Raw genomic sequence first — 16,568 nt, forward strand, 5'->3', positions numbered from 1 at the left:
CCGATAGCACTCACGTGACCGACGAGATCACACGATCGATGCACCTCGTGCTCCACCAACTGGTCGAGCAGGCGCCCGGTGTCACCGGCGCGCTCGTCGCCAGCGCCGATGGTTTCACCCTCGCATCACGGCTCGCACCCGACACCGACATCGACACCGCCGGCCTCGGCGCCATGTCGGCGGCGGCGTTGGCGCTGTCCAACCAGCTCGTGGGGACGGCGGGCGACGCCCGGGCCGGCGTGAGCCACCATCAATCGGCCGACGGCCAGGTGCTCATCCTGCCGATCGCGCACGTCGCGGTGCTGACCGTGCTGGCGACGACCGACGCCGATCTCGGCAGGCTGGCCGAGACGAGCCGCGAGGCGTCGCACCAGCTGCAGCGCCTCTTCCGCGGCGTCGCCGCGGTCTGACCGTCACGACCCGCCGGCGGCCTCGACGAGGCGTCGACCGAGCGGTTCGATCCGCTCGACGAGTTCATCGGGCGACACGACCGTCACCGGTACCAGTGCAGCGAGTTGGGCAACCGCCGAGACCAGCCAGTCGATCGACTCCGATCGGAGACGGACCCGACGGTCGCCTCCCGGCTCGACCTCGACCTCGTGAGAGATCCAGCGCAGCGCGTCGCCGAGGTCACACCGCTCGTCGTGGACCAGCACGACGGCGTGGATCTGTGGTCGCCCTTGCGCCAGTGATCGTGCGACGAAGTCGGCGGCCGACTCCGCCGGCAGTTCGCGTTCGACGAATCGCCCACCGGCGAGTTCGACCCGTGCGACTCGGTCGACCCGGAACGTCCGCCAGTCCGAGCGGCGCAGGTCCCACGCGACCAGGTACCACCGCCGACCGACCGTGACGAGTTGGTACGGCTGGACCAGCCGTGAGGTCGCTGCGCCGACCTTGTCGAGATAGTCGAACCGCAGCTCCTCGCGGTCGCGGCAGGCCTGTGCCACGACCACCAGTGCGTCGCCGTCGACCAGCGCGACCTCAGGGTGCTGCCACCGAACCGTCTCGATCGCGTGGTGGAGTGCCGTGATGCGTCGGCGTACCCGGTCGGGGACGACCTGTTCGAGCTTCGCCATCGTGCTCACCGCACCTTCGTCGATGCCCTCGATCGTCGCGCTGGCCGCCATCCGCAACCCGATGGCGATCGCGACGGCGTCGTCGTCGTCGAGCAACATCGGCGGCATCTGTGAGCCCGGTCCGAGCCGGTACCCGCCGGCGACACCGGCGGTCGCGTCGACGCGGTACCCGAGGGTGCGCAGCCGGTCGACGTCGCGACGCAAGGTGCGGGTCGTGATGCCGAGCCGACCGGCCAGCTCGTTCCCGGTCCACGATCGATGCGTCTGCAGCAGGGCGAGGAGCTGCAGGGCCCGAGCCGTGGGGTCTCCGGTGGTCTCGTACGACATCCCTCCAGGTTTTCACAGATCGAGGACATGATCCGTCCGCAATACGTTCTACGTTCGCCCCATGATCTTCGGAGCGACCCCATGAACGGACCGTCCACCAACACCGCCCGCGACGGCGACGCCATCGTCGCGACCGGCCTGACCAGGAGCTTCCACGACGAAGTCGCCGTCGATCGCCTCGACCTCCGCGTCCGGCGCGGTGAGATCTACGGGTTCCTCGGGCCGAACGGTGCCGGCAAGTCGACGACCGTGCGCATGCTGTGCACCCTGCTGGCACCGACGAGCGGCCGTGCGACCGTCGCCGGGTTCGATGTCGCGACCGCCCCGGGTGCCGTCCGCCTGCGCATCGGTGCCGCACTCCAGGAAGCGGCACTCGACCCGATCCAGACCGGCCGCGAACTCCTCCGGCTCCAGGGGCGCCTGTACGGGCTCTCGACGTCAGACGTCGAAGCTCGCGTCGCCGACATGCTCGATCTGATCGAACTCGGCACGGCGATCGATCGGCGGATCGGTACGTACTCGGGCGGCATGCGCCGTCGGCTCGACCTGGCCGCGTCGCTGATCCACAACCCCGACGTGCTGTTCCTCGACGAGCCGACCACGGGCCTCGACCCCGCGAGCCGGACCAGCGTCTGGCAGGAGGTGCGCCGGCTCAACGACGAACTCGGGATGACGATCCTGTTGACGACCCAGTACCTCGAGGAAGCCGACGAACTCGCCGACCGCGTCGGCATCATCGACGGCGGCCGACTGGTCGCCGAGGGCACACCCGAGCAACTGAAACGGCACGTCGGGCACGACGTGATCGTCGCCGACATCGACGGCGACACCGACGCCGCTCGTCTCGCGCTCACCGGCGTCGCCGACGTCCGCGGCGTCGAGGTCAACGGCAGCGAGGTGATCGTGCTGGCCGACGACGGGTCGGTGTTGATCGGCCCGGTCGCGATCGCCTTCGACCAGCACGACGTGCGGGTCCGCAACCTGCAACTGCGCACACCGACCCTCGACGACGTGTTCCTCGACGTGACCGGCAGCCGCATGCGCGACACATCGCCGAACACAGCCGACACCGAATCCGACACCGACCACACCGAACCCGGATCAACCGACACCGGGCGCACCGACACCGATTCAACCGACACCATGGAGATCTCCGCATGAGCACCGTCACCACCACGCCTCCGGCCTCGCCGAGCACCATCCGGGCCCGACCGGCCGGCTTTCTCGCCGACGTCACGTCGATCGCCGGCCGGGCGCTCCGCGCGGTGCCGAAGGATCTCCCAGCGGTGATCCCGCCGGTGCTGATCGCGTTCTTCTTCTTCGTGGTCAACATCGCCACGCTCGAACGGCTCACCGAGAGCAACATCTCCGGCTTCGACTACACGGCGTTCCAGATGCCCACCGCGATCCTGCTCGGCGTCACCGGCGTGTCGCGTGCGCCGGCGCTCGTGCTCGACGTGCAGAACGGCTACCTCGACCGACTGCTCCTCACGCCGATCCGTCGGAGTGCGATCCTGCTGGGCCACATGGCGGCCGACGTGGCGATCGCGGCCGCGCTCACCGTGCCGATCATCGGGCTCGGCCTCATCCTCGGCGTTCGGTTCGAAGCGGGTGTGCTCGGCCTACTCCTGTTCGTGTTGCTGTCGGCCGTGTGGAGCCTGGCGTTCGCAGGGTTCGGCTACGCCGTGGCACTGAAGACCGGAAACCCGGCAGCGGTGAACTCGATGTTCCTGCTGTTCTTCCCGTTCCTGTTCCTCACGACGTCGTACGTGCCGCGGTCGCAGCTGTCGGGATGGCTCGACACGGTCGCCGCCTTCAACCCGGTGACGTACCTGCTCGACGGCCTTCGCAGCCTGGCTCTCGAGGGGTGGAACGGTGCGGCACTCGCCAAGGCGATCGTCGCGATCGCCGCCATCGGCGGGCTGAGCACGGCGATGTGTTTCGCCGCCCTTCGCGGGCGCGTCGCCAGCGACTGACCCCGCCCGGCGCCGGAATACGGTGGAACCGACAGGACGTCGTTGCCCACACTGTGCACATGACGAGTCGCCGGACCCTGCTGATCCCGATGCTGTCGCTGTTGCTCGTCGCGACCGCGTGCGGTGGTGACGACGACACCGAACTCGGGGACCCCCTCGCCGGCGCGACCGACGAGCAAACCGGCGACGTCGTCGACGACACGAGCAGCGATTCGAACGGCGACTCGAGCAGCGACCCGGCGGACGAATCCGGCGCATCCGACACCTCGGCGCCCGCCGCCACCGTCGGCACCACCGTGTCGTTCGACAGCCAGAACGCGCTCGACCTGGCGGTCCTCGCCGGTGACGTGGTCATCGGTGTGGTGGGCAGCAACGACGACCGCCGGGTGGTCGCCGTCGACCCTGCGACCGGCGACCTGGCCGGCGAGCTCGCGATCGCGGCGTACACGTCCGACCAGTTCGACAACGTCCACCACATCGTGGCCTCCGACGAGATCGCGGTCATCCTGGTGTCGTCGGACTTCGGCGAGTCGACGACGCTCGTGGCGAGCGTGCCCGACCTCGCCCTGATCGGGGACCACCCGGGCCGCAGCCTGTCGAACGGTGTGACGCTGGCCGACGGCATCGCCGCCTCCACCGCCGACACCGTCACCGTGTTCGACCCGTCGACGGGCGCACCGCTGCGCGAACTCACCGTGGACGGCACGCTGGTCGCCGGCAGCGAGGCGTTCCTCCTCACCGACTCGTTCGACGGACTGGTCGCCTACGACCCCGAGACCGGTGAAGCCTCCGGACCGTTCGCGACCGACGTCCTCGCCCGGCCCGAGTACGCGCTCGACGACACCACCCTGTCGTACTGGTCGAACAACGGCTGCTCGATCCGGTTCATCGACGCCACCGAGGGCCCGTCGGCGTCCGATGTCGATCTGCGGATCAACGACGACTGCAACGTGCACTCGGCTGCGGTGGTCGACGGTGTCGCCGTCGTGCCGGCGCCCGGACTGACCGGCGCCAGCGCGACGGCGTTCATCGACGTCGCGACCGGATCGATCCTGGGCGAGATCGACGACTCGTTCTCGGCGGTCGCCCGGGTCGGGTCGATGGTGATCGGGGTCGATTCCGACCGGACCGTGCTGATCGACCCCGCTGCCGGTTCGGTGGTCGGCGAGGCGCCGGTGCCCGGGCGGGGCGTCGTCGCGATCGACGACACCTCGGCGTACGTCTTGAGTTTCGGGACGATCACCCGCGTGACGCTCGACGACTTCTGAGTTCGTGAGAGCCGAACCCGCCGTGGCCGAGACCACGGTCAGCGGAAGTCTCGGCTGGTCACGCCTTCGGGCACGGGCAGTGGTGCGAGGTGTTCGGCGACGACGTTGATCACACCCTCGGAACGTTCGAGGCGGCCGCGGATCACCATCGCCGGGGCGCCGCGGGCGACCGTGCGGAACCGGGCCCAGCAGCCCTTCGAGACCACGACGTTGATCAGCCCGGTCTCGTCTTCGAGGTTGAGGAACGTGACCCCCTGCGCCGTCATCGGACGCTGGCGGTGGGTCACGACGCCCGCGACCGTGACCCGGGTCGACGGCTCCTGCTCCCACAGCCCCTTCGACGTGACGACGCCGAGCTTGCCCAACTCGTCGCGGAGGAACCGGGTCGGATGGCCGTCGGGCGACACGCCGGTCGCCCACAGGTCGGCGACCGACTCCTCCATCGGCGTCATGCCCGGCAGCGTTGGCGGCTTCTCACCCGTGACGATGCCGGGGAGGCGACCGGGCCGCGACTGCGACACGGCACCGGCCGCCCACAACGCCTCGCGGCGGTCGAGCCCGAAGCACTCGCCGAACACGTCGGCGGTCGCCATCGCCTCGAGGTGGGCGAGCGTGAGATCGGGCACGCGCCGCACCAGATCCTCCGGTGACGCGTACGGCCCGTCGGCGGTGCGACGGTCTTCGATCTGTTCGGCGAGGTCGCTGCCGATGCCGCGGACCGAACCGAGCCCGAGCCGGACCGACGCTCCCCCGTCTTCGAGCGTGGCACCGGCGAGCGAGGCATTGAGGTCGGGGGTGCGCACGGTGACCCCGTGGCGGCGGGCATCTTGCACGAGCGTGTGCGGCGACCAGAACCCCATCGGCTGCGCGTTGATCAGCGCCGCGCAGAACGCTGCCGGCTCGTGGAACTTGATCCACGACGACGCGTAGACGAGGTACGCGAACGACACCGAGTGCGACTCGGGGAACCCGTAGTTCGAGAACGCCTTCATCTTCTGGTAGATCTCCTCGGCGACCGCGCCGGTGATGCCCCGCTCGGCCATGCCGGCGAAGAGCCGCTCTTTGAGGCTCTCCATCCGGGCGGCCGACCGCTTCGAGCCCATCGCCTGACGCAGCTCGTCGGACTCCGAGGGCGTGAACCCGGCGACGTCGATCGCCATCTGCATGAGCTGCTCCTGGAACAGCGGCACACCGAGCGTCTTGCCGAGCGAGTTCTCGAGCAGCGGGTGGAGGTAGGTGACCGGTTCCTGACCGTTGCGGCGCCGGATGTACGGGTGCACCGACCCGCCCTGGATCGGGCCGGGTCGGATCAGCGCGACCTCGACCACGAGGTCATAGAAGCGGCGCGGCTTGAGCCGCGGCAGGGTGGCCATCTGGGCGCGCGACTCGATCTGGAACACGCCGACCGTGTCGGCGCGGCAGAGCATCGCGTAGACGTCGTCCTCCTGCGGGATGGTGGCCAGGTCGACGTCATACCCCCGGTGTTCACGGATCAGGTCGACGGCGTAGTGCAGCGCGCTCAGCATGCCCAACCCGAGCAGGTCGAACTTGACGAGGCCGGCGTTGGCGCAGTCGTCCTTGTCCCACTGGAGCACGCTGCGCTGGTTCATCCGCCCCCACTCGACGGGGCAGACCTCGATCACCGGGCGGTCGCAGATGACCATGCCGCCCGAGTGGATGCCGAGGTGGCGTGGGGCATCTTCGATCTGGCGGGCGAGGTCGAGCACCGGTTCGGGGATCGTGCAGTCGGGCTGGGCCGCGGTGGCCTCGACGCCACCCCACCCGTCGATCTGCTTGGCGTACGCGTCCTGCTGGCCGGTGGTGTGGCCGAGCGCCTTGGCCATGTCGCGGATCGAGGAGCGGGCGCGGTACGTGATCACGTTCGCGACCTGGGCGGTGTGGTGACGGCCGTACCGCTCGAAGACGTACTGGATCACCTCTTCGCGGCGGTCGCTCTCGATGTCGATGTCGATGTCGGGCGGGCCGTCGCGCTCGGTGGAGAGGAACCGCTCGAACAGCAGACCGAGCGACACGGCGTCGGCCTTGGTGATGCCGAGCGCGTAGCAGGCGGCCGAGTTGGCGGCGCTCCCCCGACCCTGGCAGTAGATGTCGTTGCGGCGGCAGAACTCGACGAGGTCCCACACCACCAGGAAGTAGCCGGGGAACCCGAGGTGCTCGATGATGTCGAGCTCACGGTCGATGGTCGACCACGCCCGGGCCCGCAGCGAGAGGTCTTCGTGGGCGGCGGGGCGGTCGCCGTACATCTTGCGGCCGCCCTCCTCGACGAGGTGCCGGAGGTACTCCATCTCGGTCAGCCGCCGTCCGCCGACCACGGGGCACGGGAACGGCGGCAGGTTCGGGGCGACCAGCGACAGATCGAACGCCGCCGCCCGACCGATCTCGCCCGCCAGCTCGACCACGCCCGGGTAGCGGGCGAACCGCTTGAGCTGCTCGGCACCGGCCCGCAGGTGGGCGCCGGCCGAGCCGGGCAGCCAGGCGTCGATCTCGTCGAGGCTTCGGCGGGCCCGGACCGCGGCGATCGCGGTGGCGAGCTTGCGCTGGGCCGGGGTGGCGTAGTGCACGTTGTTAGTGGCCACACACTCGACGCCGGTGCGGTGGGCGATCTCGGCGAGCGCGTCGTTGCGGGCCGAGTCGATCGGGTCGCCGTGGTCCCACAGTTCGACGAGCACCCGGTCGCGCCCGAACGCGCTGACCAGCTGCTCCAGCTCGCGTCGTGCCGCCGACGGGCCGTCGTTCATCAGCGCCGACGGCACCGCGCCCTTGCGGCAGCCGGTCAGCACCCAGCTCACGCCGCTGACCTGGTCAGCGACGTCGGCGAACGTGAACTGCGGTGCACCCTTCTCCCCTGCCAGGTGTCCCAAACTCAGTGCTCTGGCGAGTCGGGCGTAGCCGGCCGGGCCGTCAGCGAGCACGAGCAGGTGCCGACCGTGCGGGTCGGGTGCGCTGGCGTCGGGCAGCTCGCCGGTGTCGACCTGGAACAGCGTGTCGGTCTCGTCGCGGGCGACACGCTGGTCGTCGCCCAGCCCGGGTGTGAGCGTGATCTCGGCGCCGAACACGGTCGGCAACCCGACGGCTCTCGCCGCCTCGGCGAAGCGGACCACGCCGTAGAACCCGTTGTGGTCGGTGAGCGCGAGCGCCTCGAGGCCGAGCCGGGCCGCCTCGGTGGCGAGCTCTTCGGGGTGGGAGGCGCCGTCGAGGAACGAGTAGTTGGAGTGAGCGTGGAGCTCGGCGTACGGCACCGTGCCCGGCACCCGGGTCAGCGGGGCGTCGAACTGTTGCCGCTTGCGACCCCACGCCGGGCTGTCACCGCCGGCGTTCCACGACAGACTGCCGGGGGCGCGACCGTCACGCCCTCGCCGTCCGGAGAGGGTCGCTTCGAGCTCCGACCAGCTCCACGACGGATTGTTGAATCCCACTCCCGCGAGTATCGAACACATGTTCGCACACGCGCAAGCCGGTGACGTGGCCGAACCGTGCGGAACACCAGGACGACGGCAACCCGATGATCACCCCCGACCGGCACGTCGAGGACATCATGCCCGTGGTCGCCGACGAGCTGAACGTATGGCGCGGTTCGCCGCGCCCATCTTGGCTCCTCTCTGTCCAGCCCGAGGGATCGGGGTGGGCAGAGAGGGACGTCTGTTGAGCCTTGAGGCCTGCCGCGTGATCAGCTCTCACCCGGCGCTTCGGTGAGGCCACGTCCCGAACACATCGTCGAGGTGAGACCGAAACAGGTCTGGGATGCATTGGGCGGACCTCGGCGCGTGGTGTGTCGGGTGATCGGTGGCGAACAGACGAGGAAGGGGACTGCCTCTTTCAGCGATCAGACCTCTCTTCAGCCACAGCCTCGTCCGAGACCTCGGTCGCAAACCAAGAGAGTGAGCCACACCCCACCATTCCGAGGTGGTCAGCCGGTTAGCGGGCGAACCATCCGAGACCCCGACCCGGAGACTGGCCTCCGAATCACGTCAATCATGACAAGAGGCCGGAAAGCGCGTACGCCCAAGTCTCGTCGGTCACTGTCGACGTATCCCGATTCCGGCATTCTGTGCCAGCTCTGGGTGAGCCCGAGCACACAGGGAAGGCGGGTGGCGTCGGTGCCCGGCGCATGGACCCCTTCGAGACGAGGTCGCAGAGTCGCAGGTCACGCCGCGTTGATCGCCGGCGAGATGTTCCTGTTGCTTCGGAAGACGTTGTCGGGGTCGTAGATCCCCTTGGCGCGCCCGAGACGTCCGTGGTTGGTGCCGTAGGCCGAGGCAGTTCGCTCGACGTTGTCCTCGGCGAGCTGGAAGTTGACGTAGTTGCCGCCGGTCGAGAACGGGTGGATTCGTTGCCAGCCACGGCGAACGGCGGCGACGATGCCGTCACCGTCGGTATCGGGTGGCCACGCCCCCGAGAATCCGCTCACGAACGCTGCGTCTCGGTTGCCGATGGCTCCGTCGTCGGCGTCGCGTTCGTTGAGTGCGCCCTCGATGTGGAAAATCACCGAGAACGACAACGGCGACGCGACGTCGAGCGCAGCGTCTCGGAAGGTGTCGCAGTACGCCGGCGAGAGTCCGGGCAGGAACTCGGTCTTCCAGTACTGGTGCATGCCCTTGCGGTCCATGGCATCCAGCATCGCTTGCTGCGCGACGTAGGGCTTCTCGGTGACGAGACCAAAGGCGGGTTCGCCGAGCGCCTGCAGCGGACCCAGATCTGCGACCGGGTTGCTTCCGCTGTGGCAAACGAGCATCGCGACCACGGGGCGTCCATGCCACTCCTCCGGCACGAACGGTGCGGGTGGGGCGAGGCGAATCATCGCGGCCGCCGTGAGTTCTCGCGGTGCCGAGTCCGTCAGCTCCGCGTAGGCGGCGAGCACCTCGTCGGTCCGCTGGGCGTCCCAGGCGACCAGTCCTCCGGTGATCGTCGGGCCGACCTCGTGCACGCGGAACGTGAACCTCGTGACGACACCGAAGTTGCCGCCACCACCCCGTAGCGCCCAGAACAACTCCGCGTTGTCCGTTGTGTTGGCGGTACGGATCTGGCCGTCGGCGGTGACGATCTCGACCTCCACGAGGTTGTCGACGGCCCAACCGAAGCGTCGGGTGAGGTAGCCGAAGCCGCCACCGAGGGTGAGTCCGGCCATCCCGGTCTCGGAGATGAACCCGAGGACCGTCGCGAGGCCGTGATCCTGCGTGGCTGCGTCGACGTGCTGGAGCAGGCATCCAGCGCCAGCGTGAACCACCCGAGCCGTCGGGTCGACGACCACGGCGCGCAATCGGGACATGTCCAGTGTCAGGCCGTCCTGGGCGATCGCCGTTCCGGCGATGTTGTGCCCTCCACCCTTGACGCTCAGGGCCAGACCCCGGTCGCGGGCGAAGTTCACTGCAGCAGCCACGTCTCTTGCGGACGTAGGCTGCACGACGAGGGCGGGCGACTTCTGGGCCATGCCGTTCCACAGCAGGATGGCGTCGTCCCAGCCCTCGTCACCGGCGCGGAGGATGGGTCCGTCCAGACGATCGTCGAGCCCTTCGATGTCCAGCGCGTCCACGGCGATCCAGTCGCCATCTCGGCCTGCCACCTCGAGTGTCGTCGGCATCATCATCCTCCTATGCTCGCGTTTGCAGTATTCATGTATACCTCACTTTGGAGTATTGTCAACCATGCCCAACGCCGACCGACTGACCACGACGTCCTATGCCGTCCTCGCCCAGGTCGCTGTCCGGCCGTGGTCCGCCTACGAACTCGCCGAGCAACGAGTGAGGTACTTCCGCTACGTGTGGCCCCGCGCAGAGAGCGCGATCTACCGGGAGGTCAAGCGACTCTCGAAGCTCGGCCTGCTCGACGACACCAGGGAGTACAACGGAAGGCGACCTCGCACCGTCTACGCGCTCACCGATGCCGGCCGCCGCGCCCTGGAGGAGTGGCTCGGCACGCCCGTTACCCCCTTCTCCATGGAGTTCGAAGCGCTGCTCCGACTCATCATCGCTCCATTGGGAACCAAGGGGGACCTTGTGGACACCCTCGCGCAGGTCCAGGCCGACGCTCAGGAGATGCTCGGCTTCGCGGGAGCGGTCAAGCAGGAGTTCCTCGACGGGATCAACGTCGCCCAACACGACGTCCACCTCCGAGCCCTCCTCGTCGACTTCTTCGTCAGCCTCCTGCACACCGTCGACGACTGGACCCAACGCACGGCAGCCGAGATCGAGAGCTGGAACGACCTCGAGCTATCCGACGAGAAGCGAGACCGCGCCATCGAGCTCATCCGCCGACTCCCGACGCTCCCACCGGTCGACTCGGACACCGGCGTTGCAAAGCCACCCGAGCGCCAGATGCGAACCCGATCCTGAGGGATGGCTCCTCCCTCGAACCAGGCACCTGCGACGAAGCGCGTCCTCACCCGCCTCGGGCTTCCGGACGCGCCCGACGGACTCGTTGGTGAGTTCCCGACCATGGTCCCATCGGGCGATCAACGTCACTTCCTTTGGTCACGTCGACAACGCAGCGGACCACGGCCTCGTCGAAGACGAGCACGCCCTCGGCAACACCCATGTCCCGGAGACACCCATGTCACGCGCTCTCAGTGGCCGTCGCGCCGGGTAGATCGGCACATCCGTGAGCGGCCGACCGTCACAGAGTGCTCGAACCGGCTGAGCTTCGAGCGGTTCCGCCAACCGCCGACTCCGGATCAGGGCCCGAGTCGGCGCGTGCTGAGGCTCACCAGTCTGCTGCCTACCCTTCGCCTCGCGCTCTGGCCTGGGTGAGATGCGGGCCGCAGAACTGTTCGCCGCGCTGCGGGTCGTTGGCGCACGGCTTGCCCTGCTTCGTCGTCGCCCGACACTTGCCCGTGCCACGGCGAGCGGCGTCGGCTGCGTCGACGACGTCATCAGCGTCGACCTCAGCGGCGTGACGAGCGAGGAGCGCCGTCGCCGGGTAGCGACACTCACCGTGGTGGTAGGTCGACTTCTTGTCGACCACGACCGAGGCGATCGGATCACCGACGGCGAACCGTTGCCCGCAGGTGGCGCAGGTTCCGGCGTAGCGGGCTGCGATGGTCGGCTCTGCGCCGACGGCGGCGAAGTCGTCGTCGGCGCCCTGCGCCCGGTTCGAGTTCATCTTGGCCATGGGTCGAGTCTCGCGCCCCGCTCCCGCGCCGCCGTGCCCGCCGCCCCCACACACGCCCCCTCACCCACCCGAGCGTCGGGCAGGAAACCCTGCGACACCCCGATCGTACACTTGTTCGCACGAGGTCGAACGCCGTCGAAGCGCAGGTGCGGGCGATCGCTGCCGCGCGTGGCAACGGTTCGGCCACGCCCGACCAGATCCGTCAGGCGTTGCGAGACGTATCGAGGGTGCGTGCCTGGCTGGCTTCGTCCGAGGCGGCATTGACCAAGGCGCTGGCTGCGCAGGTGTCGTTCCCCGAGCGCGATCTGGCCGATTGCACCCGCGGCTCGCTGCACGATGCGATCAAGACGAAGGGGCGCTCCGACACGCTCGACAAGTCCCCGTCGTTGGCCGATGCGCTCGACCGGGCCGACATCACGGCCGGCCACGTCGACGAGGTGACCAAGACGATCACGTCACTCGACGACGACGAGCAGCGGGCCGAGTTGATCGACCGCGTCGACAGTGGCCTGCTCGACGTGGCCGCGGCGGCGACGCTGGCCGAATGGCGGCGACGGCTCGCGATGGAGGCGAAGTCGATCCGGCGCGACGACGGCGTCGAGCGGCTCGAGCGCCAGCGTCGGGCCACTCGGGTCCGCACGTGGACCGACGGCGAGGGCATGGTGTGCCTGTCCGGCCGGTTCGACCCGATCACCGGCCGGCGTCTCGTCGCCCGGCTCGATGCGACGACACAGGCGCTGTTCGCCGAGGCCACGCCCGACACGTGTCCGACCGATCCGATCGAGAAGCAGCGTCACCTCCAAGGCCTCGCGCTGGCACAGCTGGTCGACGGCAAGGCACCGGCGGGCCGCTCTGGCCGGCCCGAGTACGTGGTCGTCGTCGATCCATCGTCGCCAGATGGCGCCGGTGGGCCGGACGTCGACTTCGGGTTGCCGGTCGAGGTGCCGTACCGGGTCGTGGCCGACATGGCCGCCGACGGCGACGTTCACGCGGTGGTCGTCCGCAACGGTGTCGTGCTCCACGCCCCCGGCGAGCTCGACCTGGGCCAGACCACCCGGCTCGCGAATCCGGCCCAACGGCGGGCGCTGCGGGCGCTGTACCGCGGTTGTGCGATCCCCGGGTGTGGGGTGCGGTACGACCGCTGCAAGCTCCATCACGTCACGTGGTGGCGACACGGCGGCCGCACCGACATCGACAATCTGCTCCCGCTGTGCGCCCACCACCACACCAAGGTGCACGACGCCGGTTGGGACCTCGCGCTCGGCCCGAACCGAGAGCTGACGATCCGGTTCCCCGACGGCACCGTCCAGGCCACCGGGCCACCCACCCGCCGGGCCGCGTGACGCGAATTCCTACTCGCGGACATAGCCACTTACTACTTCTTCACGTAGCTATTTCCTACCCCACTGCGTAGTATTCGTCCATGGAGACCTCACCGTTCCGCTTCCAGGGGCCGCTGCCGCCCGACACGGTGTACGGGCGCGACGACCTGGTCGGCGACCTGATCGAGCGGGTCACCTCCCGCCGCGTCACCGCGGTGCTCGGACCTCGCCGGTTCGGCAAGACGAGCGTGTTGCGACGGGTCGGCGCCGAACTCGAGGCGGCCGGCACGACCGTCGTCGATGTCGATCTCTACGAAGTGTCATCGGCGGCCGACCTCGCCGTGCGGCTCGACCACGCCCTCGCCACGGTACGCGGCCCGGCGATCGACCGGCTCCATCACTTCATCTCCGGCGGCGAGGTCAACCTCGGTGCCGTGAAGTTGATGTTTACCCGCCGGCCGTCCGAACAGCCCGACCCGGTCGCAGTGATCCACCACCTGCTCGACGGGCTCGTCGCCGCCGCCAAGCAGAACCCGATGCTCGTGGTGTTCGACGAGTTCGGCGGCATCGACCGCGTCGACGGTGCAGCGGGTCTGCTGCGCACGAAGCTGCAGCACCACGTCGGCGACCTCGGGCTCATCTTCGCCGGGTCGCAGCTGTCGCTGATGCGGGCGATGTTCACCGATGTCGCCCGCCCGTTCTACGGGCAGGCCGAACTCGTCGACATCGGCCCGCTGACGCCGAACGCACTGCGCTCGATCGTGCTCGACGGGTTCCGCGAGACCGACCGGGACCCCGGCGACCTCCCGACGCCCCTGATCGAGTTCACCGGCGGCCACCCGCAGCGGGCGATGCAGCTCGCCGACGCAGCCTGGCGTCACGCCGTGCCCGGCGCCCCGTACCGCGCCGACCTGTGGGGCATCGCACTCGACGATGTGCGGGCACAAACCGATCTCGCCAACGAGGCGCTGTTCTCACACAGCCAGAGCAACGACCAGAAGCTGCTGCGCCTCGTGGCGAACGGTGAGCCGATCTTCGGTGCCGCCTCGTCCGTGATCGGCCTCACACCCGGGTCCGGGCAGTCCAGTCGAGATCGCCTCGTCGACAGCGGCGAGATCATTCGGGCCGGCACACCATGGCGGGTCGTCGACCCCATCTACGCCGACTGGATCCGTCGCCGCTTCCCGCTCTGAACATCGGCCCCCGAGCCGTCAGCCGTCCGCCACCGGCAGTCAGGGGTCAGCCGGCGCTGAGCGCGTCGACGTGCCAGGTCGATGGCTCGAACAGTCGACCCATCCGGAGGTTGAGCCGCAGCGACTCGCCGGCTGCGATCTCCCGGTCGAGCCGGTAGATCCGGTTGCCCCAGCTCGTGAGTGGTGCCAGCGGGCTGGTCGACAGTGTGGTGGCGTCGTCGAAGTCCGCTTCGAACCAGATGCAGCAGCCGTCGACGATCGTGTCGTTCGAGGCGGTGCGCTCGATCAGGTGATCGGTCGCGAGCGAGTCGAGCGACTCGAGGGTCTGCAGGTCGAACTCGAGGACCGGCCGAGGTTGGCCCACGGTCGACGCCACCGAACCCGGCCGGGTCCAGAACTGTTCGTTGCGACCGGTGTCGAACCGACCGGCGACCGGCGAGTGTTCCGTCTGGCCGAGGTCGATGCCGTCGGGCAGGTCGATGTTCCAGAACCGGCGGACCCGCATCGACTCGTGGAACGACAACGGCTCGGCGAAGAGTCGGAACCTGGCGGGCAGGATGCGCCCACCGGGCCGCAGCACGCGATCGCGCAGATCGAGCACGTTCTGCAACATGTTCTCGTTGAAGAGTTCGTCACCCATCTGCTCGTGCAGGACGACGTCGATCGGCTCCGGTGGCGTGAACTCGCGGCTGTTGGCCTGCACGAACTCGATGTTCGTGAATCCGTTGTGCTGGGCGATCTCGCGAGCGACCTGGATGAAGTCGGAGTGTTCGACCGCGTACACCTTCTCGGCCCCGGCGCGGCTCGCCATGAACGCCAGCAGACCGGTGCCGGTGCCGAGGTCGAGCACGACGTCGCCCGGTTGAACGTTGCGGTGGATGCCGCGGTGATAGGCGTCGACACGAACCGTGTCGCTCAACATCTCCTCGTGCTCGGCGAGGCCGGCGAAGTTGGTCTCGTTCATGTCGTCGTACACGACACCCATCAGCCAGTCGCTGGCGGCGATCCGCCGAGCGGCGAACCGCACCGTCGATCTCGCGGCCCTGGTCGCCGCGTTCGCCGCGGCCTGTGTCGCTCGAATGCGCATCGACCGAAGGTTACGGAACGCTGCGTCGTCCCGCGCCCGGCCACGAGAGCTCGACGCCCCGCAGACTCACGAGACCGCGCCACCACCGTCTCTACCGACCCCGTAGCAGCCGACGACACGATCGACACGCCGGCGAAGCTGTTCATCGCCGGCGAGCAGCAATCGACCTCGAACAACCTGGCCCGGCATCGATCCAGGGGGCCCCGTACGACCTCGTCCTCGACGGAAACCGCGCTGTCGACGGCCACCTCGTGGTCGACCACCTGCTCCACCGCGGCGTGCTGCCGGCACCTGATCGACACGTCCTCGCCGAGGCCACGACCGACACCCGCCAACTCGTCATCGGAGCGAGCGGTCACCCGCGAACGCCGATCGCTCGGCGGGGGTCACCCGGTTCCTCGGGGTCGGAGATGACGGGCGCTCCACCCCCGAGTCGCCCCACGGCTCGTCCGGCACCGACCCGTCCCAGCCCGATGACCTCGTCGACGGCGAGTCGGTTCGTCCCGATGCACATCACTTCGAAGCACCCCGTCTCGCAGTACTCCGTCGCGAACTGTTCGACGATGCGAGGACACGCGGCACCACGACGCCGGCATCGGGCTCGATCCACCGGGTGGCGACGCCACCGGCTCTGGTGACGCCCTCGCTCGCCGACGCCCTCACTCGCCGTGGCACCCGACGCGCGGGCCCACGATCCGTGCGAGACTACGACATGGGGATCGTGCTGATCGTGGCCAACGAGACGCTCGGCGGCTCCGAGCTGCGCGCTGCCGTCGAGCAACGAATCGCGGAAGGGTGCGAGCGGTTCCACCTGGTCGTGCCGGTGCCGCTCGGCCCACCGCCGGCGATCGCCATCGGGATGGCGACGACCGAGGTCGTGATGATCAGCGACCTCGACCTGCCCGATCAACGTGTGGTGGCGGCCGAGCGACTCGAGGACGGGCTCGCCTGGCTCCGCGAGCTGGGCTGCGCTGCTGAGGGTGAGATCGCAGCGAGCGATGCGATCGGCGTGGTTCGAGGCATCGTCGAGCAGGGCGAGGTCACCGAGATCATCGTCTCGACCCTGCCGAGCCGGATCTCACGGTGGCTGCGGCAGGACCTCCCGAGCCGGATCGCCCGTGCCGTCGAGACTCCCGTCGCCGTCGTCACCCCCGCCGACGAGCCCGGCTGATCGTTCGATTCGACCAGCCCGGC

Annotated in this window: 13 protein-coding genes; 8 read left to right on the top strand and 5 right to left on the bottom strand. The window is 69.1% G+C overall.

Annotated elements, in window-relative coordinates:
• Positions 1 to 14 precede the first annotated feature (14 nt).
• Complete coding sequence (locus tag R8G01_09675; protein MDW3214254.1) at positions 15 to 410, top strand: roadblock/LC7 domain-containing protein; 396 nt, start codon at positions 15 to 17, stop codon at positions 408 to 410.
• Between the two features lie 3 nt (positions 411 to 413).
• Here R8G01_09675 and R8G01_09680 read toward each other — a convergent pair whose 3' ends face one another.
• The gene (locus R8G01_09680; GenBank protein ID MDW3214255.1) at positions 414 to 1,403 is read right to left on the bottom strand and encodes a YafY family protein; all 990 of its coding nucleotides are present in this window, start codon (positions 1,401 to 1,403) and stop codon (positions 414 to 416) included.
• 81 nt (positions 1,404 to 1,484) lie between these two features.
• Between R8G01_09680 and R8G01_09685 the strand changes: the two genes are divergently transcribed.
• From R8G01_09685 to R8G01_09695, 3 genes are read left to right on the top strand one after another with little or no spacing between them, the layout of a single operon-like run.
• The gene (locus tag R8G01_09685; GenBank protein ID MDW3214256.1) at positions 1,485 to 2,564 is read left to right on the top strand and encodes an ATP-binding cassette domain-containing protein; all 1,080 of its coding nucleotides are present in this window, start codon (positions 1,485 to 1,487) and stop codon (positions 2,562 to 2,564) included.
• On the top strand, positions 2,561 to 3,379 hold the full coding sequence (locus R8G01_09690) for an ABC transporter permease (GenBank protein ID MDW3214257.1): 819 nt from the start codon (positions 2,561 to 2,563) through the stop codon (positions 3,377 to 3,379). The genes R8G01_09685 and R8G01_09690 overlap by 4 nt, the downstream gene beginning before the upstream one ends.
• A gap of 59 nt (positions 3,380 to 3,438) precedes the next feature.
• Positions 3,439 to 4,647, top strand: coding sequence for a hypothetical protein (locus R8G01_09695; protein MDW3214258.1), 1,209 nt, complete (start codon positions 3,439 to 3,441; stop codon positions 4,645 to 4,647).
• A 38-nt stretch (positions 4,648 to 4,685) separates the two neighbouring features.
• Here the strand turns inward: R8G01_09695 and R8G01_09700 are convergent, their stop codons facing one another.
• Both R8G01_09700 and R8G01_09705 read right to left on the bottom strand, forming a co-directional pair.
• Entirely contained in the window at positions 4,686 to 8,084 is a 3,399-nt protein-coding gene (locus tag R8G01_09700) for an error-prone DNA polymerase (GenBank protein MDW3214259.1), read from the bottom strand.
• A 728-nt stretch (positions 8,085 to 8,812) separates the two neighbouring features.
• Positions 8,813 to 10,252 (bottom strand): FAD-binding oxidoreductase, encoded by a 1,440-nt coding sequence (locus R8G01_09705; protein MDW3214260.1) that lies wholly within the window; start codon positions 10,250 to 10,252, stop codon positions 8,813 to 8,815.
• A gap of 58 nt (positions 10,253 to 10,310) precedes the next feature.
• On the opposite strand from R8G01_09705, the gene R8G01_09710 reads away from it, so the two are divergent.
• Positions 10,311 to 10,997 (top strand): PadR family transcriptional regulator, encoded by a 687-nt coding sequence (locus R8G01_09710; protein MDW3214261.1) that lies wholly within the window; start codon positions 10,311 to 10,313, stop codon positions 10,995 to 10,997.
• Positions 10,998 to 11,379: 382 nt separating this feature from the next.
• Here the strand turns inward: R8G01_09710 and R8G01_09715 are convergent, their stop codons facing one another.
• A complete protein-coding gene (locus R8G01_09715; GenBank protein ID MDW3214262.1) occupies positions 11,380 to 11,772 on the bottom strand; it encodes a hypothetical protein in 393 nt (130 codons plus the stop codon).
• A gap of 89 nt (positions 11,773 to 11,861) precedes the next feature.
• Between R8G01_09715 and R8G01_09720 the strand changes: the two genes are divergently transcribed.
• Positions 11,862 to 13,115: a DUF222 domain-containing protein gene (locus tag R8G01_09720; GenBank protein MDW3214263.1), complete on the top strand. Its 1,254-nt coding sequence runs from the start codon at positions 11,862 to 11,864 to the stop codon at positions 13,113 to 13,115.
• Between the two features lie 80 nt (positions 13,116 to 13,195).
• Entirely contained in the window at positions 13,196 to 14,287 is a 1,092-nt protein-coding gene (locus R8G01_09725) for an ATP-binding protein (GenBank protein ID MDW3214264.1), read from the top strand.
• A gap of 46 nt (positions 14,288 to 14,333) precedes the next feature.
• Here R8G01_09725 and R8G01_09730 read toward each other — a convergent pair whose 3' ends face one another.
• On the bottom strand, positions 14,334 to 15,374 hold the full coding sequence (locus R8G01_09730; GenBank protein ID MDW3214265.1) for a class I SAM-dependent methyltransferase: 1,041 nt from the start codon (positions 15,372 to 15,374) through the stop codon (positions 14,334 to 14,336).
• Positions 15,375 to 16,071: 697 nt separating this feature from the next.
• On the opposite strand from R8G01_09730, the gene R8G01_09735 reads away from it, so the two are divergent.
• Positions 16,072 to 16,545 (top strand): hypothetical protein, encoded by a 474-nt coding sequence (locus tag R8G01_09735; protein ID MDW3214266.1) that lies wholly within the window; start codon positions 16,072 to 16,074, stop codon positions 16,543 to 16,545.
• The last annotated feature ends 23 nt before the right edge of the window (positions 16,546 to 16,568 follow it).

This window comes from Ilumatobacteraceae bacterium (genome assembly GCA_033344875.1).
In the GTDB taxonomy this organism is placed as follows: domain Bacteria; phylum Actinomycetota; class Acidimicrobiia; order Acidimicrobiales; family Ilumatobacteraceae; genus Ilumatobacter.

Coding starts and splice junctions, on each gene's coding strand:
- R8G01_09680 (MDW3214255.1), bottom strand. CDS start 1,403: ATGTCGTACGAGACCACCGGAGACCCCACGGCTCGGGCCCTGCAGCTC.
- R8G01_09730 (MDW3214265.1), bottom strand. CDS start 15,374: ATGCGCATTCGAGCGACACAGGCCGCGGCGAACGCGGCGACCAGGGCC.
- R8G01_09695 (MDW3214258.1), top strand. CDS start 3,439: ATGACGAGTCGCCGGACCCTGCTGATCCCGATGCTGTCGCTGTTGCTC.
- R8G01_09725 (MDW3214264.1), top strand. CDS start 13,196: ATGGAGACCTCACCGTTCCGCTTCCAGGGGCCGCTGCCGCCCGACACG.
- R8G01_09685 (MDW3214256.1), top strand. CDS start 1,485: ATGAACGGACCGTCCACCAACACCGCCCGCGACGGCGACGCCATCGTC.
- R8G01_09705 (MDW3214260.1), bottom strand. CDS start 10,252: ATGATGATGCCGACGACACTCGAGGTGGCAGGCCGAGATGGCGACTGG.
- R8G01_09715 (MDW3214262.1), bottom strand. CDS start 11,772: ATGGCCAAGATGAACTCGAACCGGGCGCAGGGCGCCGACGACGACTTC.
- R8G01_09710 (MDW3214261.1), top strand. CDS start 10,311: ATGCCCAACGCCGACCGACTGACCACGACGTCCTATGCCGTCCTCGCC.
- R8G01_09690 (MDW3214257.1), top strand. CDS start 2,561: ATGAGCACCGTCACCACCACGCCTCCGGCCTCGCCGAGCACCATCCGG.